The sequence below is a fragment of the Streptomyces roseifaciens genome (genome assembly GCF_001445655.1).
In the GTDB taxonomy this organism is placed as follows: Bacteria; Actinomycetota; Actinomycetes; order Streptomycetales; family Streptomycetaceae; genus Streptomyces; species Streptomyces aureoversilis.
The window spans coordinates 110,220-136,916 of the sequence record NZ_LNBE01000005.1; the positions used below are offsets into that span (position 1 = coordinate 110,220).

General features: G+C 71.5%; 22 protein-coding genes. 10 read left to right on the forward strand and 12 right to left on the reverse strand.

Annotated elements, in window-relative coordinates:
- Positions 1 to 5 precede the first annotated feature (5 nt).
- Together AS857_RS33895 and AS857_RS33900 are read left to right on the forward strand one after the other, a co-directional pair.
- Positions 6 to 1,292 (forward strand): M23 family metallopeptidase, encoded by a 1,287-nt coding sequence (locus AS857_RS33895; RefSeq protein ID WP_245700766.1) that lies wholly within the window; start codon positions 6 to 8, stop codon positions 1,290 to 1,292.
- Positions 1,293 to 1,329: 37 nt separating this feature from the next.
- The gene (locus AS857_RS33900; RefSeq protein WP_058047303.1) at positions 1,330 to 2,274 is read left to right on the forward strand and encodes an aldo/keto reductase; all 945 of its coding nucleotides are present in this window, start codon (positions 1,330 to 1,332) and stop codon (positions 2,272 to 2,274) included.
- Between the two features lie 48 nt (positions 2,275 to 2,322).
- Here AS857_RS33900 and AS857_RS41720 read toward each other — a convergent pair whose 3' ends face one another.
- Entirely contained in the window at positions 2,323 to 2,622 is a 300-nt protein-coding gene (locus AS857_RS41720) for a hypothetical protein (RefSeq protein ID WP_058047304.1), read from the reverse strand.
- 206 nt (positions 2,623 to 2,828) lie between these two features.
- On the opposite strand from AS857_RS41720, the gene AS857_RS33910 reads away from it, so the two are divergent.
- Genes AS857_RS33910 through AS857_RS33920 form a run of 3 tightly spaced genes read left to right on the forward strand, consistent with a single transcriptional unit; the run spans position 2,829 to position 4,444 of the window.
- Positions 2,829 to 3,071 (forward strand): hypothetical protein, encoded by a 243-nt coding sequence (locus AS857_RS33910; RefSeq protein ID WP_058047328.1) that lies wholly within the window; start codon positions 2,829 to 2,831, stop codon positions 3,069 to 3,071.
- The gene (locus AS857_RS33915; RefSeq protein ID WP_058047305.1) at positions 3,043 to 3,567 is read left to right on the forward strand and encodes a DUF6879 family protein; all 525 of its coding nucleotides are present in this window, start codon (positions 3,043 to 3,045) and stop codon (positions 3,565 to 3,567) included. The genes AS857_RS33910 and AS857_RS33915 overlap by 29 nt, the downstream gene beginning before the upstream one ends.
- A gap of 25 nt (positions 3,568 to 3,592) precedes the next feature.
- On the forward strand, positions 3,593 to 4,444 hold the full coding sequence (locus tag AS857_RS33920; RefSeq protein ID WP_058047306.1) for a helix-turn-helix domain-containing protein: 852 nt from the start codon (positions 3,593 to 3,595) through the stop codon (positions 4,442 to 4,444).
- Between the two features lie 231 nt (positions 4,445 to 4,675).
- On the opposite strand, the gene AS857_RS33925 is transcribed toward AS857_RS33920, so the two are convergent.
- The 3 genes from AS857_RS33925 to AS857_RS33935 all read right to left on the reverse strand — a co-directional run bounded on the left by AS857_RS33925 (position 4,676) and on the right by AS857_RS33935 (position 6,925).
- Positions 4,676 to 5,521, reverse strand: coding sequence for a hypothetical protein (locus AS857_RS33925; RefSeq protein WP_063804431.1), 846 nt, complete (start codon positions 5,519 to 5,521; stop codon positions 4,676 to 4,678).
- A gap of 343 nt (positions 5,522 to 5,864) precedes the next feature.
- Complete coding sequence (locus AS857_RS33930) at positions 5,865 to 6,080, reverse strand: DUF397 domain-containing protein (RefSeq protein ID WP_173864870.1); 216 nt, start codon at positions 6,078 to 6,080, stop codon at positions 5,865 to 5,867.
- Positions 6,080 to 6,925 (reverse strand): helix-turn-helix domain-containing protein, encoded by an 846-nt coding sequence (locus tag AS857_RS33935; protein ID WP_058047308.1) that lies wholly within the window; start codon positions 6,923 to 6,925, stop codon positions 6,080 to 6,082. Before AS857_RS33935 ends, AS857_RS33930 begins: the two co-directional genes overlap by 1 nt.
- Before the next feature lie 178 nt (positions 6,926 to 7,103).
- Here AS857_RS33935 and AS857_RS33940 point away from each other — a divergent pair, with 178 nt between their 5' ends.
- A complete protein-coding gene (locus tag AS857_RS33940) occupies positions 7,104 to 7,748 on the forward strand; it encodes an ATP-binding protein (protein WP_058047309.1) in 645 nt (214 codons plus the stop codon).
- Here the strand turns inward: AS857_RS33940 and AS857_RS38305 are convergent.
- The 5 genes from AS857_RS38305 to AS857_RS33960 all read right to left on the reverse strand — a co-directional run bounded on the left by AS857_RS38305 (position 7,745) and on the right by AS857_RS33960 (position 14,414).
- Positions 7,745 to 9,010 carry a YDG/SRA domain-containing protein gene (locus tag AS857_RS38305; protein WP_216824028.1) on the reverse strand — a complete coding sequence of 422 codons (1,266 nt, stop codon included), beginning with the start codon at positions 9,008 to 9,010 and terminating at the stop codon, positions 7,745 to 7,747. The two genes, AS857_RS33940 and AS857_RS38305, sit on opposite strands and share 4 nt — an antisense overlap.
- 21 nt (positions 9,011 to 9,031) lie before the next feature.
- Positions 9,032 to 10,387 carry a PrsW family intramembrane metalloprotease gene (locus AS857_RS33945; RefSeq protein WP_058047310.1) on the reverse strand — a complete coding sequence of 452 codons (1,356 nt, stop codon included), beginning with the start codon at positions 10,385 to 10,387 and terminating at the stop codon, positions 9,032 to 9,034.
- 141 nt (positions 10,388 to 10,528) lie between these two features.
- Complete coding sequence (trmB, locus tag AS857_RS33950) at positions 10,529 to 11,380, reverse strand: tRNA (guanosine(46)-N7)-methyltransferase TrmB (protein ID WP_058047311.1); 852 nt, start codon at positions 11,378 to 11,380, stop codon at positions 10,529 to 10,531.
- A 57-nt stretch (positions 11,381 to 11,437) separates the two neighbouring features.
- Positions 11,438 to 12,652: an L-2-hydroxyglutarate oxidase gene (gene lhgO / locus AS857_RS33955; RefSeq protein WP_058047329.1), complete on the reverse strand. Its 1,215-nt coding sequence runs from the start codon at positions 12,650 to 12,652 to the stop codon at positions 11,438 to 11,440.
- A 313-nt stretch (positions 12,653 to 12,965) separates the two neighbouring features.
- Positions 12,966 to 14,414, reverse strand: coding sequence for an NsdA family TPR-like regulatory protein (locus AS857_RS33960; protein ID WP_058047312.1), 1,449 nt, complete (start codon positions 14,412 to 14,414; stop codon positions 12,966 to 12,968).
- Between the two features lie 810 nt (positions 14,415 to 15,224).
- On the opposite strand from AS857_RS33960, the gene AS857_RS33965 reads away from it, so the two are divergent.
- Positions 15,225 to 17,486, forward strand: a complete 2,262-nt coding sequence (locus tag AS857_RS33965; protein ID WP_079110908.1) for an asparagine synthase-related protein — start codon at positions 15,225 to 15,227, stop codon at positions 17,484 to 17,486.
- Between the two features lie 171 nt (positions 17,487 to 17,657).
- On the opposite strand, the gene AS857_RS33970 is transcribed toward AS857_RS33965, so the two are convergent.
- On the reverse strand, positions 17,658 to 19,739 hold the full coding sequence (locus tag AS857_RS33970; RefSeq protein WP_058047313.1) for a sigma-70 family RNA polymerase sigma factor: 2,082 nt from the start codon (positions 19,737 to 19,739) through the stop codon (positions 17,658 to 17,660).
- 229 nt (positions 19,740 to 19,968) lie between these two features.
- On the reverse strand, positions 19,969 to 20,703 hold the full coding sequence (locus tag AS857_RS33975) for a TetR/AcrR family transcriptional regulator (protein WP_058047314.1): 735 nt from the start codon (positions 20,701 to 20,703) through the stop codon (positions 19,969 to 19,971).
- A gap of 405 nt (positions 20,704 to 21,108) precedes the next feature.
- Here AS857_RS33975 and AS857_RS33980 point away from each other — a divergent pair, with 405 nt between their 5' ends.
- Together AS857_RS33980 and AS857_RS33985 are read left to right on the forward strand one after the other, a co-directional pair.
- Complete coding sequence (locus tag AS857_RS33980) at positions 21,109 to 22,407, forward strand: NAD(P)/FAD-dependent oxidoreductase (RefSeq protein ID WP_058047331.1); 1,299 nt, start codon at positions 21,109 to 21,111, stop codon at positions 22,405 to 22,407.
- A gap of 266 nt (positions 22,408 to 22,673) precedes the next feature.
- Complete coding sequence (locus tag AS857_RS33985) at positions 22,674 to 24,485, forward strand: ATP-binding SpoIIE family protein phosphatase (protein ID WP_058047315.1); 1,812 nt, start codon at positions 22,674 to 22,676, stop codon at positions 24,483 to 24,485.
- Positions 24,486 to 24,555: 70 nt separating this feature from the next.
- On the opposite strand, the gene AS857_RS33990 is transcribed toward AS857_RS33985, so the two are convergent.
- Positions 24,556 to 25,845: an MFS transporter gene (locus AS857_RS33990; RefSeq protein ID WP_058047316.1), complete on the reverse strand. Its 1,290-nt coding sequence runs from the start codon at positions 25,843 to 25,845 to the stop codon at positions 24,556 to 24,558.
- Between the two features lie 129 nt (positions 25,846 to 25,974).
- On the opposite strand from AS857_RS33990, the gene AS857_RS33995 reads away from it, so the two are divergent.
- Positions 25,975 to 26,529: a MarR family winged helix-turn-helix transcriptional regulator gene (locus AS857_RS33995; protein WP_058047317.1), complete on the forward strand. Its 555-nt coding sequence runs from the start codon at positions 25,975 to 25,977 to the stop codon at positions 26,527 to 26,529.
- Positions 26,530 to 26,697 lie beyond the last annotated feature (168 nt).

Here is a 26,697-nt window from a genome sequence, read left to right on the forward strand (position 1 = left end):
CCTTCGTGGCATCCAACGAGCCTGCTGCGTACGAGCCTGCTGGGTATGAGCCTGTCGGGTATGAGCCTGCCGCGTACGATCCGCCGCTGGTCCCGGCGTACGTGCCGCCGTACGAGCCGGAGCCCGAGCTTCGGCCGGAGCAGCGGTACGGGTCGGACAGCGCGTACGACCCCGAGTCGCCGTACGCCCCCGCTTCCCACCGTCCCTCCGTCTACAACGCCTTCGGCACGGGCCGAGGCCGCCACCGCGTCGTGAAGCAGCGCGGCGGCACGATGGCCCGCAGCGGCGCGGTGCTCGGCGTGGGCGTCATCGCGGCGGTCGGCGCGGGCGGCATGGCGCACGCCCAGGAGCGCCCGGCGGCGTCCATATCCATGCCCGACCTGGCCCAGCTGCCGGGAGTGGGCTCGTTCTTCGCGGGGAGCGCGGCGGGCTCGGTCGATTCCGCCGCCGCCGAATTCGCCGGTGAGGAAGGCGCGTCGGCCGCTGTGGAGATGGCGGAGAGCGCGGCGGCGGCGGGTGAGGTGCTCCGGGCGAGAATCCTGGAGCAGGCCGACCACCAGCAGGGCGTGGCCGAGGCCGAGGCGCAGGCGGCCCAGGTGAAGCAGGCCGCGGAGACGCAGAAGAAGGCGGCGGAGCGGAAGACGGCTGAGGCGGCTGAGGCGGCGGAGGCGGAGAAGGAGCGGGAGCGAGCTGCAGAACCGGAGGCGCCGCAGGCGCGGGCGGCGGCACCGGAGCAGCAGCAGACGTCGGAGCGACGGACGGCGAAGCAGCAGGCACCGAAGCAACACGTACAGAAGCAACACGTACAGAAGCAGCAGACGCCGAAGAAGCAGCGATCCGCCCGCCAGGCTCCGGCCCCTCAGGCTCCCGCCCCGGCGGCTCGCCACTCCACCTCCGGCGGGTTCAAGCTCCCCCTCGCCTCGTACACCCTGACGGCCGGCTTCGGTCAGGCAGGGAACATGTGGTCCGCGAACCACACGGGGGAGGACTTCGCGGCCCCGACCGGCACGCCGGTGAGGGCGGTCGGCGGCGGCAAGATCGTTCAGGCCGGCTGGGCGGGGGCGTACGGCTACCGCATCGTCCTGAGGCTCGACGACGGTACGGAGCTGTGGTTCTGCCACCTGTCGTCGATGGTCGTCACGTCGGGGAAGGTCGCGCCGGGCCAGGTCATAGGCCGTGTCGGTGCGACGGGCAACGTGACCGGCCCGCACCTGCACCTGGAGGTGCGGCCGGGCGGGGGCGCCCCGATCGACCCGCTGGGGTGGCTGAGGAGCAGGGGCCTGCAGCCGTAGCGGAATACCTGCCCCCGCAGGGACGCTGCAGGAGTACATGGCTGACATTCACAAGAAGATCGGCAATCTCTCCGTCCACCCGTTGGCGCTCGGCGGCAATGTCTTCGGGTGGACAGCGGACGAGGCGGAATCCTTCGCCGTCCTCGACGCGTACGCGGCGGCGGGCGGCAATTTCATCGACACCGCCGACGTCTACTCGGCCTGGGTCCCGGGCAACGAGGGCGGCGAGTCGGAGACCGTCATCGGCAATTGGTTCGCCTCGCGCGGCAACCGTGCCGACATCGTCCTCGCCACGAAGGTCGGCGCGGGCGTCCCGGAGCCGCGGGGCCTGCGTGCATCGGTGATCAAGGCGGGCGTGGAGGAATCCCTCCGCCGCCTGCGCACCGACTACATCGACCTCTACTACACGCACTACGACGACCCGTCGGTACCGGTGGAGGAGTTCATCACCGCTCTCGACGCGCTGGTGAAGGAGGGCAAGGTCCGCGAGATAGCGGCCTCGAACATCACGCCGGAGCGCCTGCAGGAGTCGCTGGAGTTCTCGGAGGCATCGGGCCTGGCGAAGTACGTGGCGATCCAGCCCCACTACAACCTGGTGTCGCGCGACACCTACGAGGGCGACCTGGCGGCGGTGGCGGAGAAGCACGGCCTGGCGGCCGTCCCGTACTTCGCCCTGGCCAAGGGTTTCCTCACGGGCAAGTACCGCCCGGGCACGACGGTGGACAGCGCCCGGGCGGAGGGCGCCGCGGAGTACCTGCAAACGGACCGCGGCCGCCGCGTCCTGACGGCCCTGGACGAGGTGGCAGCGGCCCACGAGGCCGAGCTCGCCACGGTCGCCCTGGCCTGGCTGGCGGCTCAGCCCACCGTGGCGACCCCCTTGGCCAGCGCCCGCACGGTGCAGCAGCTCAAGCCGCTGCTGGCGGTGGTGGACCTGAAGCTGACGGACGCGGAACTGAAGCGCCTGACGGAAGCGTCGGCGTAATCAAGGCGGAGGGCTTCGAGCGGAAGAACACCGCTCGAAGCCCTTCCCTCAAGCCCGGCTCTCGGCCACCCAAGAGGCCAGGGCCACGGCCCCGGCGACCCCGAACACGGCCGGCCAGGCCCCGACCTTCTTGGCAAGCGGATGCGACCCGGCAAACGCGGCAACGTACAGCCCGGTCAGCGCAGCAGCCTTGGGCGCCCCGACCTTCCCGGCCCACTGCCGGGCAGCCACCCCACCGGCCACAGCCAGCGCCGCCCCACCGAGCGGCCGCTTCTTGGTCCACCGAGCAACGCCATACCCACCGACAAGCCCACCAGCAGCAACAACAGCAGTAGGAACCTGAGCCATCCCACACCTCCGCATCAAAGGACAACGACCTCGCCCAAAGCTAACTTCACAACCGGGCGCAGCGGCGAACCCGCGTGCCGTCGTCGAAGCCATGAGCCTGGGTAGGGACCGGTTGGGCGGGGGCTGTAGAGGCCCTCTTGACGTGATCACTGATGAGGTCAATCGTCTTGCAGCGGTGCGCAATCCACTGGGCAGCGGAGGCGATCATGTCCCTAGTCTTCTTCGGCAAGGATCCCAACACCGATGGCGACGAGTGCCCCACGGTGTGGGTGGACGACCGGACAGCCGACCTTGTATTTCAGGGGTGGAGGGCCGACGAGGCGACCGAGAAGGAGTGCCTGATGGTCGGCCATATCCCGGAGACCGAGGCTGTCGTTCGTATCCCGGCACGCATGGTGCCGCTCATCCGGAAGGCGTGCGATGCCGCAGAGCGTACCGAGCTTCGCTGAAATGATGGCCGGCTGCCGGCACTCGGCCGTTCATCTGGAGATGCGGGACACGTACGGGATCGCACCGGAGGCGGCAGAGTTCGAGGCATGGAAGGCCGGGGACGACAGCAGCCGACACGACCGGACGGGCCGACGCCGCGCTTGGCTGGATCTTGTACGGGAAACGGTCGGACGCGGCGTGGCCGTACGTCGTGCCCGAATCGTCTCGGAACCTGTCTCCGAGTACATCCGTTTCGAGCATGCGGGAACGGGGCTGAATATCGAAGCTGGCGAAGAGATCCGCTGGCTGCCCAGGCGGCAGGCTTCGGATATCGCCTTGCCCGGTAACGACTTCTGGCTGTTCGACGAGCGGGTAGTGCGGTTCAACCACTTCACCGGTGACGGCGCATCCGCCGGCCCCGAAGTGGCCGATGAGGCCGCAGTGGTGCGGCTCTGCGCCTCGGCATTCGAGACAGTGTGGGCGCGCGGCGTCCCGCACGACAGCTTCAAGGTCTGATCGGCTAACCGCCGGACCACAGCTCATGTCCTCATCCCCGTCGTCCAGTGCTCAAGCGGCCCGTGAAGCGCTGGCAGCGCGCCTGCGGGAGCTGCGCCTGGACGCGGGGCTGTCAGGCCGCGACGTGGCCGCCCGGTGCGATTGGCACCCGGCCAAGTCCTCCCGGTTGGAGAACGCGAGGACCGGGCCCTCGGACGACGACATCCGGGCGTGGTGCCGCGCCTGTGGTGCCGAAGACCAGGCAGCCGATCTGATCGCCGCGAGCCATACCGCCGAGTCCATGTACGTCCAGTGGCGACGCCTCCAGCGCACGGGACTGCGCAGACTCCAAGAGTCGTACGTCCCTCTGTATGAACGGACACGACACTTCCGCGTCTACTCCTCCAGAGTCGTCCCCGGCGTGCTCCAGACCGAGGAGTACGCCCGCGCCCTGCTTGCCACGATCGCCGGCTTCCGCCAGCTGCCGGACGATTCAGCCGAGGCCGCGTCAGCACGCGTCGCGCGCTCCCACGTGATCCGGGAAGGCGGCCACAGCTTCGCTCTGCTCATGGAAGAGGACGTTCTCTACTACCGCTACGGCGACGCCCGGGCCATGTCCGCCCAGCTGGGCTACCTGCTGTCCGTCATGCCGTTGCCGTCCGTCTCGTTGGGGATCATCCCGCGCGCGGCTCCTCGGCGTATGTGGGGGCAGGAAACGTTCACCATGTTCGATGATCAACGGGTCCACGTGGAGCTGCTGACAGCCAAGGTCACCGTCACACAACCGAGCGATGTCGTCACATACGCACGGGCGTTCGCCGAACTGTCCAAGATGGCGGTCCACGGAAGTGAGGCCCGAGCACTGGTCGCAGCTGCCATCGGCGTCCTCGAAGGGTGATCGCCTTGCAATCGCCTGCAATCTCATTGATGCCGACGTTCCCCTGTCCCTAGCGTGTGCAGCGCCATCCGCCCCGGCCCTGGGTTGAGACCCGTCCTGCCGAGGGCGGTTGCTGGCCATGGTGATGGCCAGCGGTGACTGAACGGAGGCGCCGGCCTGCTCTGACCCGCACCACAACGATGCGACGGACGACAGGGCACCTGCCACTGGCGCCCCATGCGTAGATGCTGGTCAGCGCCGTGCCCGTGCCAGAGCGCGCAACTGGGAGACGTGACTGCGGACGGCAGCTTGTACCTCGCCCAGCGGGTCCGAGGACGGCACGTCACCGCGACAGGGGCGGCACAGGCCGCCGGACAGGGCTTCGGGGCGGCCGGGGACGCCGCAACCGGTGCACTCCATGACGCGGTGGGGTGCCGAGGCCACCCCGTACGGGACCTGGAAAGGCTCAGGCGGCAGCCTGTCGATGAGCCTCTTGCGGGTGAATGCCCCTGGGCAGTGGATGACGTCAGGGAGCCCGGTCGTGAGGATCCGCGCGAATTCCAACGGCGTGACGCCGCGCGCGAACCACTCGGCGGCGAGGCCTTCGAGGGCGGAGCACTCGGCGGCGGAGAGCGTCAGACGGGGGTCGGAACAGCCGAGGGTCGCCAGGGCGATGTAGGCGGGGGAGCACTCGTTTCGCGCCTTCTCACTCTCTGGCCCAGGGGGCGAGGAGGCGGCCGACGAAGGCGCGCCCTGCCCGGACGTACGAGCGAGGAAGGCCTCCCACCAGGCGTCGTCCCGCGCGGTCCGGGAGAAGTACGAGCGGGACACCCACTGCGTATGGCCTTCGCCGACGACTTCCCTGATACGGCGCAGGTGGCCGGCCGCGGACAGGACCTTGAGGGCGGAGGCCACGGCTTGCTGCCCGTAGGCGGGGAGCTCCTTGGCGAGGGTCTTGATGTCGACGGCGGCGCCGTCGGGAAGCCGGTCGATGTGAGCGGCGATGGACGCCTCGCGGGCGGGGAGGTGAGCGAAGTCGCCCCGGCCGCGCGGGGCTTGATCGGGTGCGGTCCGCTTGCCGTATCCGGACGCGGCCATGGGGGGAGCGATAAGGTTGGCGACAGCCACGGGATCAGTCCTGTGATCTTGGTGGTCAAACCCCGGCCTGGTGTTGGTAGCACCGGTGCCGGGGTTGTTCGTTGTGGCGCACGCTACACGCCGACAGCGAGGCGTGGCGACTCGGTTGCACAAAGTCAACAGGTGTGCTTACGCGCACGCCCACGCGAGCTGGGCGGGAGGGTGGGTAAGCCTCACCACCCATTCCTCACATGGACCGCTCGAATCCCGACTCCCGAATCTCGGAGGTGCAAATCTCCTGGTGCCGTCGACGGGAGGGCATGGGCCACCGCCGTGCCCCGAGCTTCGGGTCGCAGGTTGATGCTCAGTCGAGCTTGCCGCCCCTTATGCCTACGACAAATCCACCCCAGGCGGCGTAAGAGAAGGCGAGAACTGCCCCCACCGCCTGCTTCGAATCACGGATGACTGCGGTCCCGTCGGCAGTGAAGGCGGCCTCCAGGCACTCGCCCCCCGTGCCGTTGCTGTAGCTGCTCTTGAACCAACCTGTCTGGGTGCCTATGGCAGGTGGCGTTCTGCTCATCAGGAGTACTCCTCTAGGGCGCGCTTGATCAGTGCAGCTGACTGCGGCGGGCTCGCAGCGATGGCCCGCATGCTGTCGAATGCCTTCACGTACTGGCCGACGTCATCGGGAGATTCCAGGTAGAACGCATCGGTCAATCCGTCTCGGTAGACGACATCTGGATCGGCCTGCTCAGGGAAGCCAAGGATCGTGAACGCTCCCGTCGCAGGGTAGGACCCTGCGTCGAAGGGCAGAACCTGCAGCGTCACGTTCTTCAGCTGGCTTGTAGCGAGCATATATTCGAGTTGCGCACACATCAGGGCCTTGTCGCCCACGATGTGGCGTAGCACGCTCTCGTGCACGATGGCCCAGAGGTCCGGCGGGTTCGCGCGGCGGAGGATCGCCTGGCGCTCCATACGGACATTCACGTGGCGCTCGAGTTCTTCCCCCTCAAGCTGGGAAGACGCCCGATGTAGCTCGGCCGTGTAGGCGGGCGTCTGCATGAGCCCAGGCACGAACTCGCACTGGTACTGGCGCAAGCTTGATGCGCCCTGTTCCAGCCCGATGTACACGGAGAACCATGGTGGAACCGCTGCGCCGTGAGCGTGCCACCAGCCTCGGAGTTTGGAGTCCTTGGCCAGCTGCATGAGGAACTCGCGCAGTTCGTCGGTGGTGCCGTAGAAGCGGCACAAGGCGCCGATGTCGGATGGCTGCACCCTCCCGCTGCCAGTCTCCAGCCGGTTGACCTTCGAACCGCTCCAGTGCAGAGCCGCACCTACTTCGTTGCACGTCAGTTCATGGTCCTCGCGCAGCTTCTTGAGCTCGATGGCCAGTCGGCGACGGCGAGCGGTTGGCGATCCTGTCACTTCAACCTCCTGAGACCTGAGGGGTGTTCAGTCCAGCCGAAGCTCCCAACCTGGCCAATCACCCGATGGGGGGAATCCTGCGCTGCATATTGCATGGCGGGATCTGCACAGTGTCATCCTCGTCTCAGCAGCGGCGGCTTGGCGCCGTTCAGAAGGGCTAGGAGGGGTGCGACCAGGCATGGACATCAAGCGCTGTAGGCCGGTGGAGCTCTGGCAGGTGCCGTTCCTGGCGGTTCCGGAGAGGGTCGACCAGCTCTGCCGGACTCTCCAAGGCCCCTTGAAGCTCTGGGGACTGCCCGACCTTGTAGGCCCTGCTCAGCTATGCATGGCGGAGTTGGTCACCAACGTGATCACCCATGTCGGCGTGGGAACGCCGACATGGGTGACGGTCTCCCTGGAGGGGGCGTGTGTCCGGATCGAAGTCCGAGACCCCGGCCCGCACCGACTCGCTCCACAGGAGCAGCGGCGTGGCCGGAGCCTTGCCGAGAAGCTGGCCGTTCGCTGGGGCGTGGCTTCTCAAGACCACGGGAAGACGTCCTGGTGCGAGCTTGCTACGGGCCTTCCCGCCACGGAGGCCCACCCGGCGGATCTTCGAGTGGTCGGTGCCGAGGCCGTCCTCACGCTCTACGGCCGGGGGCCTGCCTGGGGAAGAGCCCACTCTCCACTCCACCGAGCCGCGTCCGAGGAGGCTGCGACCGACCTCATCGTCGACCTCCTCCACTGGCTCAGAGCCCATGGCACCGACCCGGACACGGCCCTGGACCGCGCGCAGACGCGCTACGAAGCAGGGGCGGCGCAAGGGGTGCGGCTCACCGACGATTAGTCCGTGCCCGGGGCCTTCTGCGACTCGTGGTGATCGCGGTGGTGCTTGAGGTGCTCGGCGTTTATGGGGTGTTCGGGGTGCTGACGCAACTTATAGCCATGCTGCTGGGATCCGCGCTCAGCGACCGTGCCATCTGCATTGATGATTATCATCCCAAAGTCGAATTCCACGTGGTGATTCGGGCAGAGACACAGCACGTTATCGGTTGTGTCTGGTCCGTTGTGCGGACGGCCGAGTGGGCGTACGTGAGCGGCCTCCGCATAGGCGCCCGTGGGGGTCTCGATGCGAGTTCCGCAGACCTGGCACGTGTGGTTGTGTATCTTCTTCACCCAGTTGGCGACGGCAGTGCTTCTGATGATGCGCTGCGTTTCACCCTTCTTGCGGTCTGGGGTGTCATTCCCGGTGGGCTGGGATCCAAGGGCGGGTGCAGTAGCGGGTGTTTTCCGGGGCGAACGGGAGAACTTTGCCGCGTTTATGGCCGCGTTACGGTCGATGGAGTCAGGGGAGGCAACGGCGCGCAGCTGATATCTCCACACCAAGGACCCGGACGTTCCACGCTGCGACCAGTGTTTCTCGACGCGGTAGAGCCCGTCGTACCGCAGCCCCTCTGATGGTGAGTGTTCTCGGTCACCGCTGGATCCGCGGATGACGCGGACCGGTCTGCCTGTGGCAATGCTGTTGACGAGTGCTGCGTTTCCGAGTGTCAGGACTTGGTCTTTGACCTGGCGCTTGGTGGCCTGGTCTTGGCCGCCCTGCCCGGTGTAGATAATTTCGTCACCGTAGTCTTCGTCGTCCTCGTACCCGCCCGAAACGACGATGGACTTCGCCTCTTCGCTTGCCTTTCCCCAAATGCCACCTTGCAGGTGCGCGTGAACCCCAGCGGCACGTAGGGCTCGACGGTTTGGGAAGCCCATCCCTACGGGAACATAGGGCGGATGGCCGAAGCCGTCGAACGGCTTCTCTAGCAGGCCTGCAGTGAGTAGGAGTGGCTCCCATGGGTCGTTCGGAAAGTATTCAGCAAGGAGTGCTGTCACCTCCCGGGCGACACCGTTGGCTGCAAGGAGCTCGTAGAGGGTGCTCTCGAGCCCGACTCTGGTGTCGTCAGCCGCGCTGCGTTGGGTAGCTGCACGGCCAATCGCCTCGAGATGACGACGGGCGTCGTCCGGCCCGTTCTGTTTCCCCAACTCCCATTTAGCCCGCAGAGAAGCAAGTACCTCTGAAAGGCTGGGAGCAGAACCGGAACCGATCTCGCTTTCAGACACTCTTCACGCTCCTAGGTATGTTCAGCGCTGCTGACCTGGAAACTGTGGCCACCCCGGCCCCGGCGTGGACGGTGGCCACATTTGGGGCGGGGCCACGAACGGCCGCGGGATGGTTGCCGAAGCCTGGGTCAGGGCTGGTTGGGCTATGTGTTTGCGGTGCCAGAGGTGGTGGAGGAGTTCCTGTTCTCTGGCGGTGAAGTCCGGGCCCGCCGTGCCCCTGTGGGCTCGTTGGCGGAGGAAGGCCAGGGACGTGGCGAAGGAGATGTACTCGGCGACGGTGCGGGCCGCTGCCGGGCCGCCGGTGCGGCGGGCGACGTCGCGGGCTATGCCCCGGGCGCGCATCGAGGAGAGGGCGAGGGGCTCGGGCGGGGTGAGCCAGCCCGCGGCCTGGTAGGCCGGGAGGAAGGTGCGGATGGTGCGCAGCTCGTTCTGGCGGGACCAGATCGCGAGCCAGGTCAGGACGCCGAAGACGGGGACCATGAACAGGGCGTAGACCGCGAGGAAGGCCAGGGGCGACAGGCTGGCCGAGCCGTTCCAGACCGCGTGCAGGACCATCGCCGTGAGCAGGCCCGCGAAGGGGATGAGGATGCGGGTGACCTTGCGGCGCGGGGCGAGGGTCGCCGCGATGCCGAAGCCCAGGCCCGTCATCGTGGTGAAGAGCGGGTGCGCGAACGGCGACATCAGGACCCGCATGAAGAACGTCGCCGCCGTGGCCGCCGGCACCCCGTCGCGGCCGAAGCTCTGATCGGTGGCGAAGGCGTTGCCCAGGTAGAGGATGTTCTCGGTGAACGCGAAGCCCGTGGCGGTGATGCCTGCGATCACCACGCCGTCGACGGTGTTGTTGAAGTCCCGGCGGCGGAAGAGGAAGAGCAGGAGGACCGCGGCCGCCTTGCCGGTCTCCTCAACCACGGGCGCGACGAACGTCGCCCCCCACTTGTCGGCCTCCGGGCGCTGCGCGAGGTCGACGGAGCTGACCAGCCACTCCGTGGCGTAACCGTTCGCGATGATGGCCATCAGGGTGGCCGCGCACGCGCCCCACGCGAAGGCGAAGACCAGGTTCCGCCAGGGCTTGGGCTCGACCCGGTCCATCCAGCGGAACGCCGCCACCAGCAGGGGCACGGGCAGTACGGCGAGGCCGAGCCCCACCAGGAACCCCTCGGTGCCCGTCTGTTCCCGCACCAGGGCGAGGATGACCAAGCCGCACAGGGCCAGGAGCAGGATCAGCGCGCCGGCGCGCACCGCCTTGTTGTCCCACAGGGCGCGGCGCGGCTTGTAGCGCCAGCCCGCGGGGGCGGGCATCGCGGAGAAGTTCGGCTGCTGCGCGTAGGCGGGCACCGGCCCGGCCGTCGGCTGCTGGTGGGGTGGGGACTCATGCACCCGATGACCCTAACCAAGGGACGCCGGGGCGGCTCCGGTATTCCGGGGGGGGCCGGTCCTCCGGGGGCCGGGCCGGTACTCCCCACCCTCACCTGCCGACGTGTACCTGCCGGCGTGCATCTGCCGACGTGCGTCGGTGCGTCAGTGTGCCTTGCGGCGGAACAGCAGGTCGTGGACCACGTGCCCCTTGTCCAGGCCCTGTCCCTCGAAGCGCGTCAGCGGACGGAACTCCGGCCGCGGCGCGAAGCCGCCGTCGGCCTGGGTGTTCTCGAAGTCCGGTGCCGCGGAGAGCACCTCCAGCATCTGCTCCGCATACGGCTCCCAGTCCGTCGCGCAGTGCAGGAGGGCGCCCGGGGCCAGGCGCGTGGCCGCCAGCGCCAGGAACTCCGGCTGGATCAGCCGGCGCTTGTGGTGCCGCTTCTTGGGCCACGGGTCCGGGAAGTACACGCGCAGGCCGGCGAGGGAGTCCGGGACGAGCATCTCGCGCAGCAGGATGATCGCGTCGCCGTTGGCGACCCGGACGTTGGTCAGGCCGTTCCGCTCGGCGAGGCCGAGCAGATTGCCCTGCCCGGGGGTGTGCACGTCGCAGGCGAGGATGCCGGTGCCCGGGTCGGCCGCAGCCATCTTGGCCGTGGCCTCGCCCATGCCGAAGCCGATCTCCAGCACGACGGGCAGCTCGGGGTCGCCGAAGAGCTCACCGAGATCCAGCTTGCTCAGGCCGTCGATGTCCAGGCCCCACTTGGGCCACAGACGGCGCAGGGACTCGCCCTGGCCGGTCGTGACCCGGCTGCGGCGCGGCTGGAACGAGCGGATGCGCCGCTCGTGGTGCGAGCCCGCCGGGTCCGGCGCCGGACCGTCGGGGAACATCGGCTCGCGACGGCCGCGCGCGGGCTGCGCAGCGGCCGCAGAAGCGACGGCTGCTTCGGCGGCCGGAGCACCGGCCTGCTCGTCGGCGGTCACGGGGGCTGAGGGGGAAGCGTGGTTCTCGGACACAGTCCTTCAATTCTACGGGCGTGTCGAAACTGGCCATGGGGTCACGATTTCTGCAGGTCAGGTCGCTTCCATTGCCCTCAGCGCCCTCCTGGCCACCTCCCGCCCGATCGGCAGCGCCGCCGTCGCCGCCGGGGACGGTGCGTTCAGCACGTGCACCATCCGCGGCGACTCCGCGAACAGGAAGTCGTCCACGAGCGTGCCGTCCCGCAGCACAGCCTGCGCCCGTACGCCCGACGGGGCCGGTATCAGATCCTCCGCCGTCACCTCCGGCAGCAGCCGGCGGGCCGCCTCCGTGAAGGCGCGCTTGGACAGCGAGCGACGGACCTCCCCCGCCCCGTACCGCCAGTGGCGGCGGGCGAGCTGCCAGGAGCCCGGCCAGGCCACCGTCCCGGCGAGCTCGCCGGGACGCAGCGTCATGCGGCCGTACCCCTCGCGGGCGAGGGCCGGGACCGCATTCGGCCCCAGGTGGACCGTGCCGTCGATGCCGCGCGTGAGATGGACGCCCAGGAACGGGAAGGCCGGGTCCGGCACCGGATAGACCAGGCCGCGCACCAGATCCGTACGCCCCGGGGCCAGCTCGAAGTACTCCCCGCGGAACGGGACGATCCGCACGCCGGGATCATCGCCCGCCAGCCGCGCCACGCGGTCGCTGTGCAGCCCCGCGCAATTGACCAGCGCGCGGGCGCGCAGCACCTCGCCCAGCCCCGTGCGCACCGCGACCGCCGCACCACGCCGCCCGATCACCTGCACCTGCGCCCCGTACCGCACGGAGGCCCCCGCGTCCTCCGCCAGACGGGCCAGGCAGCGCGCCACCGCGCCGTAGTCGCACACCCCCGTCGAACCGACGTGGATGGCCCCCGTGCCGCGCACGTGCGGCTCGTACTCGCCCATCTGGGCGGGGCCCAGCTCGCGCACCGGCACGCCGTTCTCCCGGCCGCGCTGGACCAGGGCGTGCAGGCGGGGCAGCTCCGCGTGGTCCGTGGCCACGATCAGCTTGCCGGTGATCTCGTGCGGCAGGCCGTGCTCGGCGCAGAACTTCACCATCTCCGCCGCGCCCCGCACCGCGAACCGCGCCTTGAACGAACCCGGGCGGTAGTAGATCCCGCTGTGGATCACCCCGCTGTTGCGCCCGGTCTGGTGGAGCGCGGGACCCGGCTCCTTCTCCAGCACCACGACGCTCGTACCCGGCCGGGCGCGCGTGATCGCAAAGGCCGTCGACAAGCCCACGATGCCGCCGCCGACCACCAGTACATCGCAGTCGTACGCCCTCACCACGTCACCTCCCCGCGCCTGCCGGCACACCCGCGACCGGGCAGCCGGTTCCCCTCGGCGCCTCACCCACGCCCCCATCATGACCTGCGCCACTGACAACCGGTCGAAACCCAGGTCAGGCAGGGGAGCCCAGGGAAGTGATCACACGGGGAAGTGATCACACACGCTCGCGGATCACACGCGCTCACGGCAGGCAGCGGTACGGATCACGCGCTCACGTCGGCGGTACGGATCACGCGCGCTCACGTCGGCCGTACAGATCCCGGTGCCCGTACGGATCACGCTGCCGGTACGGATCACGCCGCGACACCCCTCACGCCAGCGACACCAGCAGCGGCCGCGCCCGCTCCCGCAGCTCCATCACCCGCGGCTCGTCCCCGTACGGCTCCAGCCGGTGCAGCAGATCGCGGACGTACTCCGTCGTGCGCGCCGAGGAGATCCGGCCCGCCACCTCCACGGCCCGCGTGCCGGCCGCGCAGGCCGCGTCCAGGTTGCCGGACTCCAGCTCGGCGACCGCGGACACCACGAGCCGCAGCCCGTGCGAGCGGACGAACTCCTCCGTCGGCCGGGCCAGCGCCTGCTCGGTGAAGCGCTGCACCTGCCGTGGCATGCGCAGGTCGCGGTAGCACTCGGCGGCATCCGCCGCGAACCGCTCGTGGCTGTAGAAGTCCAGCCACGACGGGTCCGGATCGCCCGTGCGCGCCCGCTCCAGCCACCCCTCGGCGGCCTTCAGCGCGGCACCGCACGCCGGTGCGTCCCCGGCCTTCGCCTGGGCCCGCGCCTCGACCAGGCGGAAGAAGCTCATGGTGCGGGCGGTGGCCAGGCCGCGGTTGCGCTCGAGGGCGGCCTGCGCCAGGTCGACGCCCTCGTCGGCGAAGCCGCGGTAGGTGGCCTGCAGGCTCATCGAGGCCAGCACGTAGCCGCCCAGCGGCACGTCGGCGGCCGCGCGGGCGAGCCGCAGGGCCTGGATGTAGTAGCGCTGCGCGGCCTCCTGCTGGCCGGTGTCGAAGGCCATCCACCCGGCCAGCCGGGTCAGCTCCGCGGTGGCGCCGAACAGCGAACGGCCCACCTCGTCGCTGTACGAACCGAGCAGCAGGGGCGCCGCGTCGACCCGCAGGCACTCGGGGACCATCGACGAACGCCAGTCGCCCCCGCCGTACTTGGAGTCCCAGCGGCGCGCGTCCTCCGCGGCCTCCCGCAGCTTGCTGACGTCACTGTGGCCCACGCGCTGCGGTATGGCACCCTCCGGGCCGCCCGCGCCCTCGGCCTCCCCGGCCGCCGTGTGGGCCTCGCGCGCCACCGAACTGTCGGCGGGGGTTATCAGCCACCTGGAGGCGGGCGTGGCGTAGGCGCTGACGGAGAAGGATCCGGCCAGGCTCTGCCAGATGCCGCCACCCCCTCGCCGACCGGCGAGATCCAGCCTGTACAGCTCCGTCGCGGACCGCACGGCCTGGCCGACATCGCGCGGAAAGGAGAGCCCGACCTCCGGGGCCGGATCCGCATCCGCGAGGCCGATCTCGTGCAGCGGGACCGGGCGTCCGAGCTTGCCGGCGATGGCCGCGGCGATCAGATGGGGCGCCGCTCCCTGGGGCACCATGCCCTTGGAGACCCAGCGCGCGACGGACGTCTTGTCATAGCGAAGCGTCAATCCGCGCTGCGCACCGAGGTCGTTGACCCTGCGCGCGAGACCGGCGTTGCTGATCCCGGCGAGGGCGAGGACGGTGCCGAGCTTCTCGTTCGGCCCGCGTGGCTCCCTGGACATGCGCACCCCTCGACGACGCGACGCCCGCCCCGGCATAGGCGCGGGGCATTCGTAAACCCAGCGTAGTTCCCCGCATCCCGACCGTTAAGAGGTGGTGTCCCGGATGGCGAGATTCTGGTCCGTGCGGACGTGCATCGAGGGGCACGTGCTCCGGTTGTGTGTGGCTGTGCGCCCGCCGTGCGCTCTGTCCGCGCCATCCGGTGAACGCTTCCATGGGAGTCGCGTGGGTTGGCCCGCTGCCTGGATCCAGTGGGCTGGGGGAAGCCGCCGCCTCATTCCCCGCGGGCGGCGGACCGGTCCGGGAGGCGGCTGACCGCCTCCCGGACCGTGACGTGCGGGTCGAAGCACTGGGCGAGTGCGCCCCCGTGCAGCCGCTGCCCCGAGTTTGGCCGGATCCCGTCCTCGGGTAGGCCGCCCCGCTGCGGCCGGCAGCCCGGCAGGCCGGCAGCCCTGCGACGGGTCCGTGGGTCCGTGGGTCCGTGGGTCTGTGGGCCCGTGGGTCCGTGGAGTCCGACCGCCGCCCCATAGCGGTCACTTGGCGCGCCGCACGCGCGCGTGGGGCGTCTCCCGCCTCTGTGCATGACAGCATGACGGTTGCGTGTGCACGGCCGACCGGAGTGCCACTTCGCCCCGCAATCAAGCAAGTTGGGGTGAAAGGCGCGACCAATGGGTTGCCTCTTTCGTGGTGGTCTCGTTGTGGCAACCGGCGACCTCCTGTGCATGATGACTGCGGATGGCAGCGCTTGATGGCCGTCCAGCTGGTGCTCGGTCGGTTGTCCACGTCGGTTGTCCACAGCCTGTGGAGGCGGAATGCGCTGGGTGGTGGGGTGGAGCAGCACCACCGCGGGGACCGGGCAGCAACGGGCCCCGTCGCACGACAACTACGGTGGCAGCGACGCCGGTTACGCCCGCAACGATGCCGGTTACGCCCGCAACGGCGTCGGCTACGGCAGCAATGGTGCCGGATACGGCAGCGCCGGCCCCGGTTACGGAAGCCGCGACGGCTTCGAAGCCCCCACCGTCCACCCCGTCGGCGCCCAGCTCCTGTGGGGCGACCCGGCCCCCTTGTGGGCCGTGGGCGACTGGCGCCCCGACGAGGTCCGCGTCGTCCAGCTGGACCCCCTCACCCGCCTCGCCGTCCTTGGCCGCTGCGGCGCCGGCGACGAGCAGCTGCGCGTCGGGCTCGTCGCCGCCCGCGGAGGCGCCCTGCGGCACCTCACGGCCTGGCCCGGCAGCTACACCGCCGTCGCCCAGGTGGGCCGCCGCACCACGGTCGTCGGCGACCTGGCGGGCGCCCGCCCCGTCTTCCACACCGCCTGGGCCGGCGGCACCGCCTACGCCACCGCTGCCCTGCCCCTCGCCGACCTCATCGAGGCCCAGCTCGACATCGGTCACCTCGCCGCCCTCCTCGCCTGCCCGGACTCCCCGGAGGCCCTCGGCGACGGCACGCCCTACAAGGGCGTACGGCGCGTCCCGCCCGGGCACGCCCTCGTGCTGCGCGACGGCACGCGCGACATCATCGGCTACGAACCGACGGCGTCGCTGGCCGTCTCCGCCCCCCAGCTCCAGCCCGAGAAGGCCGTCGAAGGCATAAGAAGCGCGCTCGTCGAGGCCGTACGCACCAGGCTCGCCGCCCCCCGGCACGCCCCCGACCACGGTCTCGGCGGCCTCGACCCCGGCCCCGTGCCCGGCATGGGCCCCGCCCACCGCCGCGCCGCCCGCGGCGGCCCCGCCCCCGGCATCGGCGCCGACCTCTCCGGCGGCAGCGCCTCCGCCACCCTGGCGCTGCTCGCCGCAGGCCTGCCCGGGATGCCCGGCACGCCCCTGGGTCACGGCACCGGCGGCGGCGAACGGCTGCTCGCCGTCACCTTCAACGACCTCGTCACCGACGACAACCGCGTCCGCGAGGCCGAGCTCGAACGGGCCCACGCCATCGCGGCCAACCCCCGCCTGCGGCACATCGTCGTCGCCGCGGGCGAGGAGGCCCTGCCCTACGCGGACCTGGCCGGCGGGCCCCTGACCGACGAGCCGGGCCCCGCGCTCGTCACCGCCGAGCGCCACCGCCACCGGCTGGCCGCGGGCGGCGCGGACCACCTCGTCGGGCACGGCGCCCGCCAGGTCCTCGACGCCCACCCGGCGCGCCTGGCCGACCTCCTGATGGACCGCCGCCGGCGCCACCTGCTGCGGCCCGTCTCCGCGCTCGCCCGCGCCGACAGGGCCTCCGCGCAGACCCTCTTCATCCCCTTCACCGTCTACCGGGCGGCCCGCCGGCTGGCCCGTACGTCCTACCGGGAAGGCCTGGAGGCGGCCGCCGGGCAGCTACGGGCCACGGCCTTCCCCGTCGTCGACGACACACCGGGCCCGGCCCTCCCCGCCGGAGTGGGCGGGGCCGTCGACGCCTCCCTCGCCGCGCTCACCTGGTGCCGGCCCGGCCCGGCCGCCCGCTGGCTCACGGGTGAAGCCCTGGCCGAGGTATCGGTCCGGCTGCAGGCCGCGGCCGTCCGGCCCCAAGGGCTCGCACAGCGCCCCGGCGAACGCCGCGCGGCCGCCGCCCTGGCCCGGCACGCCGCCGACCACCGCGTCTTCGAACAGGCCGCCGAGGTCCGCAGCCAGCGCCTCCACGCCCCCTTCCTCGACAACCAGGTCGTACGGGCCTGCCGCGCCCTCCCCGAGGCGCTCCGGGTTCAGCCGGGGGCGCGCGCCTCGGTGCTGCGCGCCGTCCTCGCCGGGGCCGGCGTCCGCGAACTCCCGCCCGGTTGGGGCGCCACCTCGCACGCGGCCCACGCCGCCGCCGTACGGGCGGGGCTACGGGCCTCCGCCGGCCCCCTGCTGGAGCTCTTCGACGCACCGCTCCTCGCCGACGCCGGGCTCGTCGAGGCCCGGGTCGTCAGAGCGGCGCTGCACGGGGCCGCGAACGGCCGTGCGCTGCCCCTGGACGGCCTCGCGGAGCTCGTCTCCACCGAGGTGTGGCTGCGCCGGCTGCTGGCCCGCCGCGGCACGTGCTGGACGGGCTCGGCGGCACCGCGCCAGCGGGCGGTGGCGGGCGGAGTGGCACGGGGGCCGGGGCTGTGAGGGAGGCGGCGCCGTCCGTCTCCGCCGGACGAGGTCGCTTCCGGCGGAGGGAGCCGTCTCCGGCGGACGGGGCCCGGGCCGTTCCCGGCGGACGGAGCCGCCACCGGCTTCCCGCGACGAGCGACCCGCTGACCGCGACCGGCCTAACGTGCCTATGTCACCCGCTACCCGCTACCCGCAAGTGATCCGCGACTGCGCCCAGTCCGACACCGCCACCATCCCCATGCCCCGCCGGGGATGCACCACCAGCCTGACGCTGCGGTACCCCGACAGCGGCACGTGCACCGGCACCGCCGCCTCCCCGCCCTGCACCGCGCCGGACCGCCACAGAGGCACCCCGTCGCCGTAGACGGAGAACCGCGCGGCTCCCAGCCCCATGGACATGTCGTCGACGCCCACGAGAGCGTCGAAGGCCGTGCAGGGCCGGTTGAGGCCGACGGTCACGGCCGAGGGCGCGTGCACGCTCACGCCGTGCCCGTACGCGACCCCGCCGACCCGCAGGCCGTACCGCTGCCACAGCCAGCTGCGCACGCCCAGCCGGATCTCCGGCCCGCTGCCGTCTCCCACGCCCGCGTAGACGAGCTGGTTCAGCTGGTAGACGCGGGGCGGCAGGGGAGGGGGCGAAGGCGTGGGAGAGGGGGAGGGTGACGGGGACGGCGAGGGCGACGGCCTGCGGACCGGGGGCGCGGAAGGCGGCGGCGAGGGCTTCGGGCGCGGCTTCGGCGCAGCGACGTGGACGGGCGGAACGGGCGCGGGGGTGACGCGGACGACCTGCGGCGATGCAGGCGCCTTCACCCTCGGCGTCGGTTTCGGCGTCGGTTTCGGCGTCGCCGAGGGCGTCGGCGCGGGACTGGGGGAGTGACGCGGTGACGGCGTCGGCTCCGGCGTCACGCTGGGCGCAGGCGTCACCGGGGCGGCGCTGACCTTGGCCTGCGGCGCCCGGTCCGGCGCGGGGGAGTGCCCCATCAGGGCGTACGCCACGGCGGCACCCGCCGCCGCCACCACGCCACCGACGACGGCCAGCTTCGCGGGTGCCCCCAGCCCCTCGCCCGCAGCGGCCCCACCCGAACCACCGCCGGACGCGCCACCGGAAGCCCCGCCCGCCCCGGCGCCCGTGCTGGATCCGGCCCCGGCCCCGGATCCCGCGCTCGCCCCGGCCCCCGAGCTCGCTCCCGCACCGGTCCCCGCCGAACCTCCGCTCGCAGCGGCCACCCCCGCCCCCGCGGCCGTCCCCGCCCCGGCCGCACCGATCCCGAAGCCCGCGGCAGCCTTGGCCGAGAATCCGGCGGCGAACCAGCCGATGACCGCCACCGGCAGCAGCGCCCGCAGCCGCTCATTGACGTCGGCGACCTCCATGGCCGCCGTACGGCACCGGGCGCAGTCCTCCAGGTGCTTGCGCAGCCCCCGCTCGGCCCGCATCCGCAGCCCGCCCCGGGCGTACGCCCCGAGCCGGTCCGCGAAGCGCGCGCAGTCGCCGCCGGCCGTCAGTGAGGTGCTCACATGCGCCTGCAGGTACGCCTGCTTGAGGCCCTCGCGCGCCCGGTGCGCCAGCACCGCCGTCGCATTGGCCGTCAGCCCCAGCAGCGGCGCGACCTCGCTCGGCGACTCCTCCTCGACAGTGGTGTGCCACAGCACCGTCTGCCAGCGCGGCGGCAGACTGCGGAACGCCTGCACGGCGAGGGAGTGCTCGGCCTCCTGCATGGCCAGGACGTCCGCGCCCGGCCCGAGCCCCTCCCCGTCCTCCGTGGCGGGCAGCCGCGCGGCCGACGAGGCGAACTCGGCGAAGTCCTCGACCAGCTGCTCGCGCTTGGCGCTCTTCCCCCAGGTGGCAGCGACCCGCCGCACCGTGGTCATCAGATAGGCACGCACCGACGATTCGGGCCCGGCCCCGCCCCGCACGGCCTGCAGGGTGCTCGCGAAGACCTCGTTGGTGAGGTCGTCGGCGGTGTGGTTGTCGCGGCAGCAGGTGCGCGCATAGCGGCGCACCGCGGGGGCGTGGCGGCGGTAGAGCTCCTCGTAGGCATCGCTCTCGCCGGCCCGCATCCGGGCCACCAGCTGGGTGTCGGTCAGGGGCGCATCGGCGGCGGCGTCCGTCCGGCGGTGCTTGCGCCTGCGCTGCCGCGGCACGCTCGGACCGGCACCGCCGGCCGGCTCCCCGGCCGGTGCGGAACCGCCCTCGTCGGAGGGCCGGGGCAAGGACGGTCTGTCCGCCTTCTCGCTCCCACTCGGTTCTTCCTGCCCGTCAACACCCATAGCGCAGGCCCCTGTACATGCCGGCAAACCCGAACACCGGCAAAGCGTGGCACAGTGGCGCCCGCCACCAGCTCGGCATGGGCATCAACCACCCGTCCGGGGTGACTTCGGCTGCATGACGCACTGGAGGTCACCCGAACGGGGAAGGGTTTCCGGATGCGCCCGGTCCGCTTGGAGAGCCGGACCGGGCACGCCCGTCACACAGAAGGCCTACGCGGCAGGCGACGGCCTACTCGGCAGGCCGGGACCGCAGCCCCTCCAGCAGGATGTCCAGCAGTCGCGAGGACGCCGCCGCCTGCTGCACCGCATCCGGCAGCGACGGCGCGGCCGTCGCTATCACCAGCAGCACATCGGCCACGGTCACGTCCGGACGCAGCTGACCCGCCGCCCGCGCCCGCTCCACGAGCCGGCCGACGACCTCGAGCAGCGCCGCCGCACCCGCGTCGTGCCGCTCCGCGGAGGTGGTCGTCCGCTGCTCGACCAGCCGCAGCTCGTGCAGCTGACCACCGGTGGCGCCCGGCTGCCGCTGCTGCGGCACCCGCGCCTCGATCTCCTCGGATTCCCCGTCGACGCCGACCCGCAGCACCTGCGGCGGCAGCAGCCGCCCGGCGCCCGAGGCCACCGACGTGCGCAGGAAGCGCGACAGCGCCGACCACGGCTCGTCCTCCTGGCCCAGCGCGGTGCGGGCCTGCTCGGTCAGCCGAGCGGTCTCCTCCTCGGCTATCCGCCGGACGAGGACGTCCTTGCTGGGGAAGCGGCGGTAGACCGTCCCCACGCCGACGCGGGCGCGGCGAGCCACGTCCTCCATCGGCGCCCCGTAGCCCAGCTCGCCGAAGACCTCGCGGGCCGCACGCAGAACGTGCTCGAGATTGCGCTGGGCGTCCACGCGCAGAGGCGTGCTGCGGCCACCGCCCGCTTCCGACGGCGCGACAGCGGTGGACCAATGAGAGCCCTGAATATGCATATGTGTTCCCCCGGTTATGACGTCTCCCCCCGGAGACTCCCCGCCCTGACTGCCGAGGCACGTCTCTGACACCCCGACGGAGTACGAACATAGTTGAGCCCAGGTCAAGAAAGAAGGGGTAGTTCCGCACCGGGCACCCCCGATTGGAGTACATGCCCCCTCCACAATGATTCTGCACCACCCCGCAACCCCACCGCAGCCACCCTGACCTGCGCACCTGTCTTTCGAACCGGTGCGCCCCCATGGAGGGATCAGCTCCGCCGCCCGGTCATACATTTCGCACGGCCTGTGGACAAACTCCTGCCGGGGGTGCGTCATGGGGAGGGAGCTGTGCTCGATGACTGAGGAGTGGCCTTGGCGAAGGAACCGGCGCGCATTCTGGTGGTCGGCGGCGGCTACGTCGGGATGTACACCGCCCTGCGGCTGCAGCGGAAGCTCAAGCGCGGCGAGGCGACCGTCATCGTGGTCGACCCCGAGCCGTACATGACCTACCAGCCCTTCCTCCCCGAGGCCGCGGCCGGCTCCATCTCCCCCCGCCACGTCGTCGTCCCTCTGCGCCGCACCCTCGACAAGTGCCAGGTCGTCATCGGCGAGGTGAAGTCCGTCGACCACGCCAAGCGCACCGCCGCCGTCACCACCCTCGCCTCCCACGAGGAGGGCACCGGCGCCGTGCAGATCCGCTACGACGAGCTGATCCTCGCGCCCGGCTCCGTCTCCCGCACGCTGCCCGTGCCGGGCCTCGCCGACTACGGCATCGGCTTCAAGACCGTCGAGGAGGCCATCGGCCTGCGCAACCACGTCCTCGAACAGATGGACATCGCCTCCTCCACCCGCGACCCCGCCGTCCGCGACGCGGCCCTCACCTTCGTCTTCGTCGGCGGCGGCTACGCGGGCGTGGAAGCCCTCGCCGAACTGGAGGACATGGCCCGCTACGCCGCCCGGTACTACCACAACCTCGAACCCGACGACCTGAAGTTCGTCCTGGTCGAGGCCACCGGACGCATCCTCCCCGAGGTCGGCGAGGAGATGGGCGCCTACGCCCTGCGCGAGCTGCGCGGCCGCAACATCGACGTCCGCCTCGACACCCGCCTGGACTCCTGCGCGGACCGCATCGCCGTCCTCAGCGACGGCTCCCGGTTCCCCACTCGAACGCTCGTCTGGACGGCGGGAGTCAAGGCCCACCCGGTCCTCGCCGCCACCGACCTCCCCCTCAACGGCCGCGGCCGCCTCAAGTGCACCCCCGCCCTCACCGTGGACGGCGTCGAACACGCCTGGGGCGCCGGCGACGCGGCGGCCGTCCCCGACCTCACCGCGGACGACCCCGCCACCACCGTCTGCGCCCCCAACGCCCAGCACGCCGTCCGCCAGGCCAAGGTCCTCGCCCACAACGTCCTCGCCTCCCTGCGCGGCAAGCCGCTCCAGGACTACCGGCACAAGTACGTCGGCTCCGTGGCCTCCCTGGGCCTCCACAAGGGCGTCGCCCACGTCTACGGCAGGAAACTCAAGGGCTACCCCGCCTGGTTCATGCACCGCGCCTACCACCTCAGCCGGATCCCCACCTTCAACCGCAAGGCCCGCGTCCTCGCCGAGTGGACCCTCACCGGGCTCTTCAAACGCGAGATCGTCTCCCTCGGCTCGCTCGAAAACCCCCGGGCCGAATTCGAACTCGCCGCAGACACCGGACGTCACCCGGAAGCGAGTTGAAGCAGGTCACGGCCCCTGTGGCGGAGCCGGGAACTCCCCCAGAGAGGCCGACGTCTGACGGATGTCAGTCCGGTCGGCCACACTGGTCGTGTGACCATGGGTGGGCTCGTACCTGCGAAGAGTGACAATCACGAGGATTCGGACGTTTGCTGCATTCCCCCGGGGGCAGTCCCCCGCACCGACGACCGCGGCCCCGCGCCGGGCACGCGGATCGGCCACACCACGTCGCCGAGCTGGTCCGGAACGACTCCGCGAGGTAATCCTCAGTGAACTTCACCCGCTGGAGCGCCCGGCTCCCCGGCACACAGCGCCGAGCCGCGGCGCGCGCCGACCGCAAGGACCGCACCGCCGCCCCCGCACAGCCCGCGCCCGCGGCAGGCGGCTCCGTGCCCGCCGCCCGGGCCGAGGCCGCCCCGGCCCCCGCCCCCGCACCGGACGGCCCCGTCCCCACCCTCGACGGGCTCTCCGTCCACGACACCCTCGGCAAGGTCCCGGCCCTCGTCGCCGTCGTCTACGGCCCCGAGCACCGCATCGCCTACGTCAACGACGCCTACGCCGCCCTCTTCGGCGCCCGCAGCCCCGGAGCCCCCGCCCGAGAAGCCCTCCCCGAGCTCACCGAGCTCGGCCTGCTCCCCCTCATGGACCAGGTCCTGCGCAGCGGCAGGCCCCGCACGGTCAAGTCCCGCCGCGTCACGGCCGACGTCAACGCCGCGATGAACCTCGCCGCCGCCCCGGCCGCCACCCCCGCCGCGAGCGACACCGCCCCCACGGCCGACGTCCCCCACCAGAGCGCCGCCACCGAGCCCGACAGCCGCCCCCGCAGCGGCTACTACACCTTCACCTGCTCCCCGATCGAAGTCGGCGCCACCGAGGCCAAACAGCCCGGCGTCCTCGTCTTCGCCGCGGACGTCACCGACCAGATCGAAGCCGCCGAACGGCTGCGCGCCAGCGAGCGCCGCCAGCGCGAGGCCGCCGTCACCCTCCAGCGCAGCCTCCTCCCGCAAGAGCTCGAACAACCCGACGACCTGCGCGTCGCCGCCACCTACCAGCCCGGCGGCAAGGACACCGCCGTGGGCGGCGACTGGTACGACGTCATCACCCTCGGCGCCGGCCGCACCGCCCTCGTCATCGGCGACGTCATGGGCCGCGGAGTGCGCGCCGCCGCCGTCATGGGCCAGCTCCGCACCGCCGTACGCGCCTACGCCCGCCTCGACCTGCCGCCCCACGAGGTCCTCCAGCTTCTCGACGGCCTCGCCAGCGAAATCGACGCCACACAGATCGCCACCTGCATCTACGCCGTCCACGACCCCAACGAGGGCCGCCTGGTCTACGCCTCCGCAGGCCACCTCCCGATCCTCGTCCGCGACCCCGACGGCACCGTCCGCCGCGCCGCCGAACCCACCGGCCCGCCCCTCGGCACCGGCGGCTGGATGCACACCTCCGGCACCATCCCGCTAGGCCCCGGCTCCAGCGCCGTCCTCTACACCGACGGCCTCGTCGAGCGCCGCACCGAGGACATCGACGAGGGCGTCGCCGCCCTGGAGCGCGCCTTCGCCGGCGCCACCGGCTCGCCCCAGGTCATGTGCGACCGCCTGATCCGCGCCCTCGGCGTGACCGCCGACCACGACGACGACGTCGCCGTCCTCGTCCTCCAGCACCCCGCCCGCACCGGCCACGACGCGGAGCTCTTCCACAACGCCGCCCTGGAGCTCCTCGGCGGCATCGAAGCAGCACCCCGGGCCCGCGCCTTCGCCTCCGGCGTCCTCGTCAGCTGGCGCTTCCCGACCGAGCTGCGCGACCTGGGCGTCCTGGCCGCCAGCGAGCTCGTCGCCAATTCCCTCCAGCACGGCACACCCCCCATGCGGCTGCGCCTGCGCCGCACCGACCGCCGGCTGATCATCGAGGTCACCGACGGCGACGACCACCTCCCGCGGCGCCGCCGCGCCGAGCCCGCCGACGAGGCGGGACGCGGCATCTCGATCATCGCGACGATCGCCTCCTCCTGGGGCTCACGGCGCACACCGGGCGGCGGCAAGGCCGTGTGGTGCGAATTCGCCTTGCCGGCGGGACACGGGTGACGCAGGGATGACGAAAGAGAGGGAGGGCGCCACAGGCGGCCCTCCCTCTCCTCTTATATGCACACGTGCGTCAGGCAGAGACCGCCGTACGCTCCTCCGCCACCTTGGCGCGGCGCTGCGCCTTCGCCAGCAGCGGGTTGTCCTGCGCCGGGGTGAGCCGGCGGCCCAGCCGCAGCGCCAGGGCGGTGATCCCCAGGGAGCACGCGATCACCATGGCGATGTACGCGACGTACAGGCCGCCACCGGCCATCAGACCGCCCACGGCCGGCCCGATCGCCAGCGCGAGCTGCTTCACGAGCGCGAACGCCGAGTTGTACTGACCGACCAGCCTGGCCGGCGCCAGGTCCGCCACCAGCGGCGCCACCGTCGGCGACAGCATCGACTCGCCGATACCGAAGAGCGCGTACGTGGAGATCAGCAGCGCGGTCGCCACACCGTGCGCCCCCGGAATGAGACCCGAGACCCCCGCGGCCACCCACGCAACGGTCCAGATGAGACCCACGAGCGCGATGACCCGGCTGCGCCGGTGCCCCTCGACCAGCTTCAGCACGACGAACTGCGCCAGCACGATGGCCGCGGTGTTCGCAGCGAGCGCGATGCCCAGCGTCGCCGGCGAGATCCGGGTGACCTCGACCGCGAAGGCCGCCAGACCCGACTCGAACTGTCCGTAGCAGGCGAAGAACATCACGAAGCCCAGAACGCACAGCTGCACCATGGCCCGGTCCGCGAGCAGCGTCCGCCAGCCGCCCTTGGCGCCCTCGTCCGTCGGGACCGCGTCCTCGACCTTGGGCGCCTTCGGCAGCCGCACCGTGGCCACGGCGGCACCCAGCACCAGGAACATCACCGACTCGATCGCGAAGAGCCGCACGAAGCTCGACGGGTCCGAGGTGTCCACGATCTGCCCGCCGAGCAGACCACCGACGCCGAGGCCCAGGTTGTTCAGGAAGAACTGCATGGCGAAGGCGCGCGACCGGGTCGTCGGCGTCGAGCACCAGACGATCATCGTGGCCAGCGTCGGCTGGATCACCGCGATGCCCGCACCCAGCGCGGCGGCCGCGGCGAAGACCAGCGGCCCGCTGGCCGCCAGCCCGAGCCCCATCGACCCGACGGCGGCGGAGACCGTACCGGCGACGGCAACAGGCAACGGACCCCGCCGGTCGATCACGCGACCGACGAAGGGCAGCACGACGAGCGCGGACACGGCGAACGTCATCAGCACCATGCCTGCGGTGCCCGCTCCGAGATCCCGTACCTGAGAGACATAGATGAACAGGAACGGGACGGTGAAGCCGTTGCCGAACGCACTCAGGGCGTTCCCCAGCTGGATCCGGCGCAGAGCTGCGCCCATCGCGGTGGTCACACTCACCTTCCTAGGTCGAGGTTGAGGGGCGGACTGTCGAGGCCTGAAGACTTCAACAGTAAAGTTCGAAGCTAAAGACTACATGGCGAAGGGCTTTAGCGCGAATCAGTTCGTGTCATACTGCCGGGCATGGCTGACACCCCCGGCCCCGGCGCCTCCGAGCCGAGCCTCGACGAACAGATCGCCGCCTATCAGCGCGAGTTCCAGGACCTCGACCCCCAGGTCGAGAAGGTCGTCTCGGCACTCAGCCGCCTCAACCGGCGGATGAACGTCGCCTACGGACGCCAGACCGCCGAGCTCGGCATCAGCAACGCCGAGTGGGAGGTCCTCAAGGCCCTCGTACTGGCCGGCGACCCCTACCGCCTGGGCCCCGGCGACCTCGCCAAGCGGCTCGGTCTCACCCCCGCCGCCATGACCCACCGCATCGACCGCATGGTCGCGGAGGGCCTGGTGACCCGGGAGCGCGACGAGAACAACCGCGTCCGCGTCATCGTCGGCATTACGGAGGAAGGCCGCAGCAAGTGGCTGGAGGCCATGCGTATGGCCACGGTCTTCGAGGAGGAACTCCTCCAGGACCTCTCCGGCGAGGAGCGCGGCCGGCTCGGCGAGATGCTGACCCGGCTGCTGCGCAGGGTGGAGGACGCCCAGCCGGACGCCGGCGGGCGGCTCAGCGACCTCGACTGAGGGATGGCCGGGGGACCGGTCGGGGGGCGGGCGGAGGCCGGTCCGGGACCGGGTCCGGGGGCCGCCCGAGGCCGTTTGACACGCCCCTGGCGCATCAGTAGTGTTCTCCGAGTTGTCACGGAGCCATGACGGTTCCGAGACAGCCACTCGAGCCGCACCGGCGGCAAT

What these genes read in the sequence shown, in the direction of transcription:
- AS857_RS33900 (WP_058047303.1), top strand. Translation starts at nt 1,330, where the DNA reads ATGGCTGACATTCACAAGAAGATCGGCAATCTCTCCGTCCACCCGTTG.
- AS857_RS41720 (WP_058047304.1), bottom strand. Translation starts at nt 2,622, where the DNA reads ATGGCTCAGGTTCCTACTGCTGTTGTTGCTGCTGGTGGGCTTGTCGGT.
- AS857_RS33910 (WP_058047328.1), top strand. Translation starts at nt 2,829, where the DNA reads ATGTCCCTAGTCTTCTTCGGCAAGGATCCCAACACCGATGGCGACGAG.
- AS857_RS33915 (WP_058047305.1), top strand. Translation starts at nt 3,043, where the DNA reads ATGCCGCAGAGCGTACCGAGCTTCGCTGAAATGATGGCCGGCTGCCGG.
- AS857_RS33920 (WP_058047306.1), top strand. Translation starts at nt 3,593, where the DNA reads ATGTCCTCATCCCCGTCGTCCAGTGCTCAAGCGGCCCGTGAAGCGCTG.
- AS857_RS33925 (WP_063804431.1), bottom strand. Translation starts at nt 5,521, where the DNA reads ATGGCCGCGTCCGGATACGGCAAGCGGACCGCACCCGATCAAGCCCCG.
- AS857_RS33930 (WP_173864870.1), bottom strand. Translation starts at nt 6,080, where the DNA reads ATGAGCAGAACGCCACCTGCCATAGGCACCCAGACAGGTTGGTTCAAG.
- AS857_RS33940 (WP_058047309.1), top strand. Translation starts at nt 7,104, where the DNA reads ATGGACATCAAGCGCTGTAGGCCGGTGGAGCTCTGGCAGGTGCCGTTC.
- AS857_RS33960 (WP_058047312.1), bottom strand. Translation starts at nt 14,414, where the DNA reads ATGTCCAGGGAGCCACGCGGGCCGAACGAGAAGCTCGGCACCGTCCTC.
- AS857_RS33965 (WP_079110908.1), top strand. Translation starts at nt 15,225, where the DNA reads ATGCGCTGGGTGGTGGGGTGGAGCAGCACCACCGCGGGGACCGGGCAG.
- AS857_RS33970 (WP_058047313.1), bottom strand. Translation starts at nt 19,739, where the DNA reads ATGGGTGTTGACGGGCAGGAAGAACCGAGTGGGAGCGAGAAGGCGGAC.
- AS857_RS33975 (WP_058047314.1), bottom strand. Translation starts at nt 20,703, where the DNA reads ATGCATATTCAGGGCTCTCATTGGTCCACCGCTGTCGCGCCGTCGGAA.
- AS857_RS33980 (WP_058047331.1), top strand. Translation starts at nt 21,109, where the DNA reads ATGTACACCGCCCTGCGGCTGCAGCGGAAGCTCAAGCGCGGCGAGGCG.
- AS857_RS33995 (WP_058047317.1), top strand. Translation starts at nt 25,975, where the DNA reads ATGGCTGACACCCCCGGCCCCGGCGCCTCCGAGCCGAGCCTCGACGAA.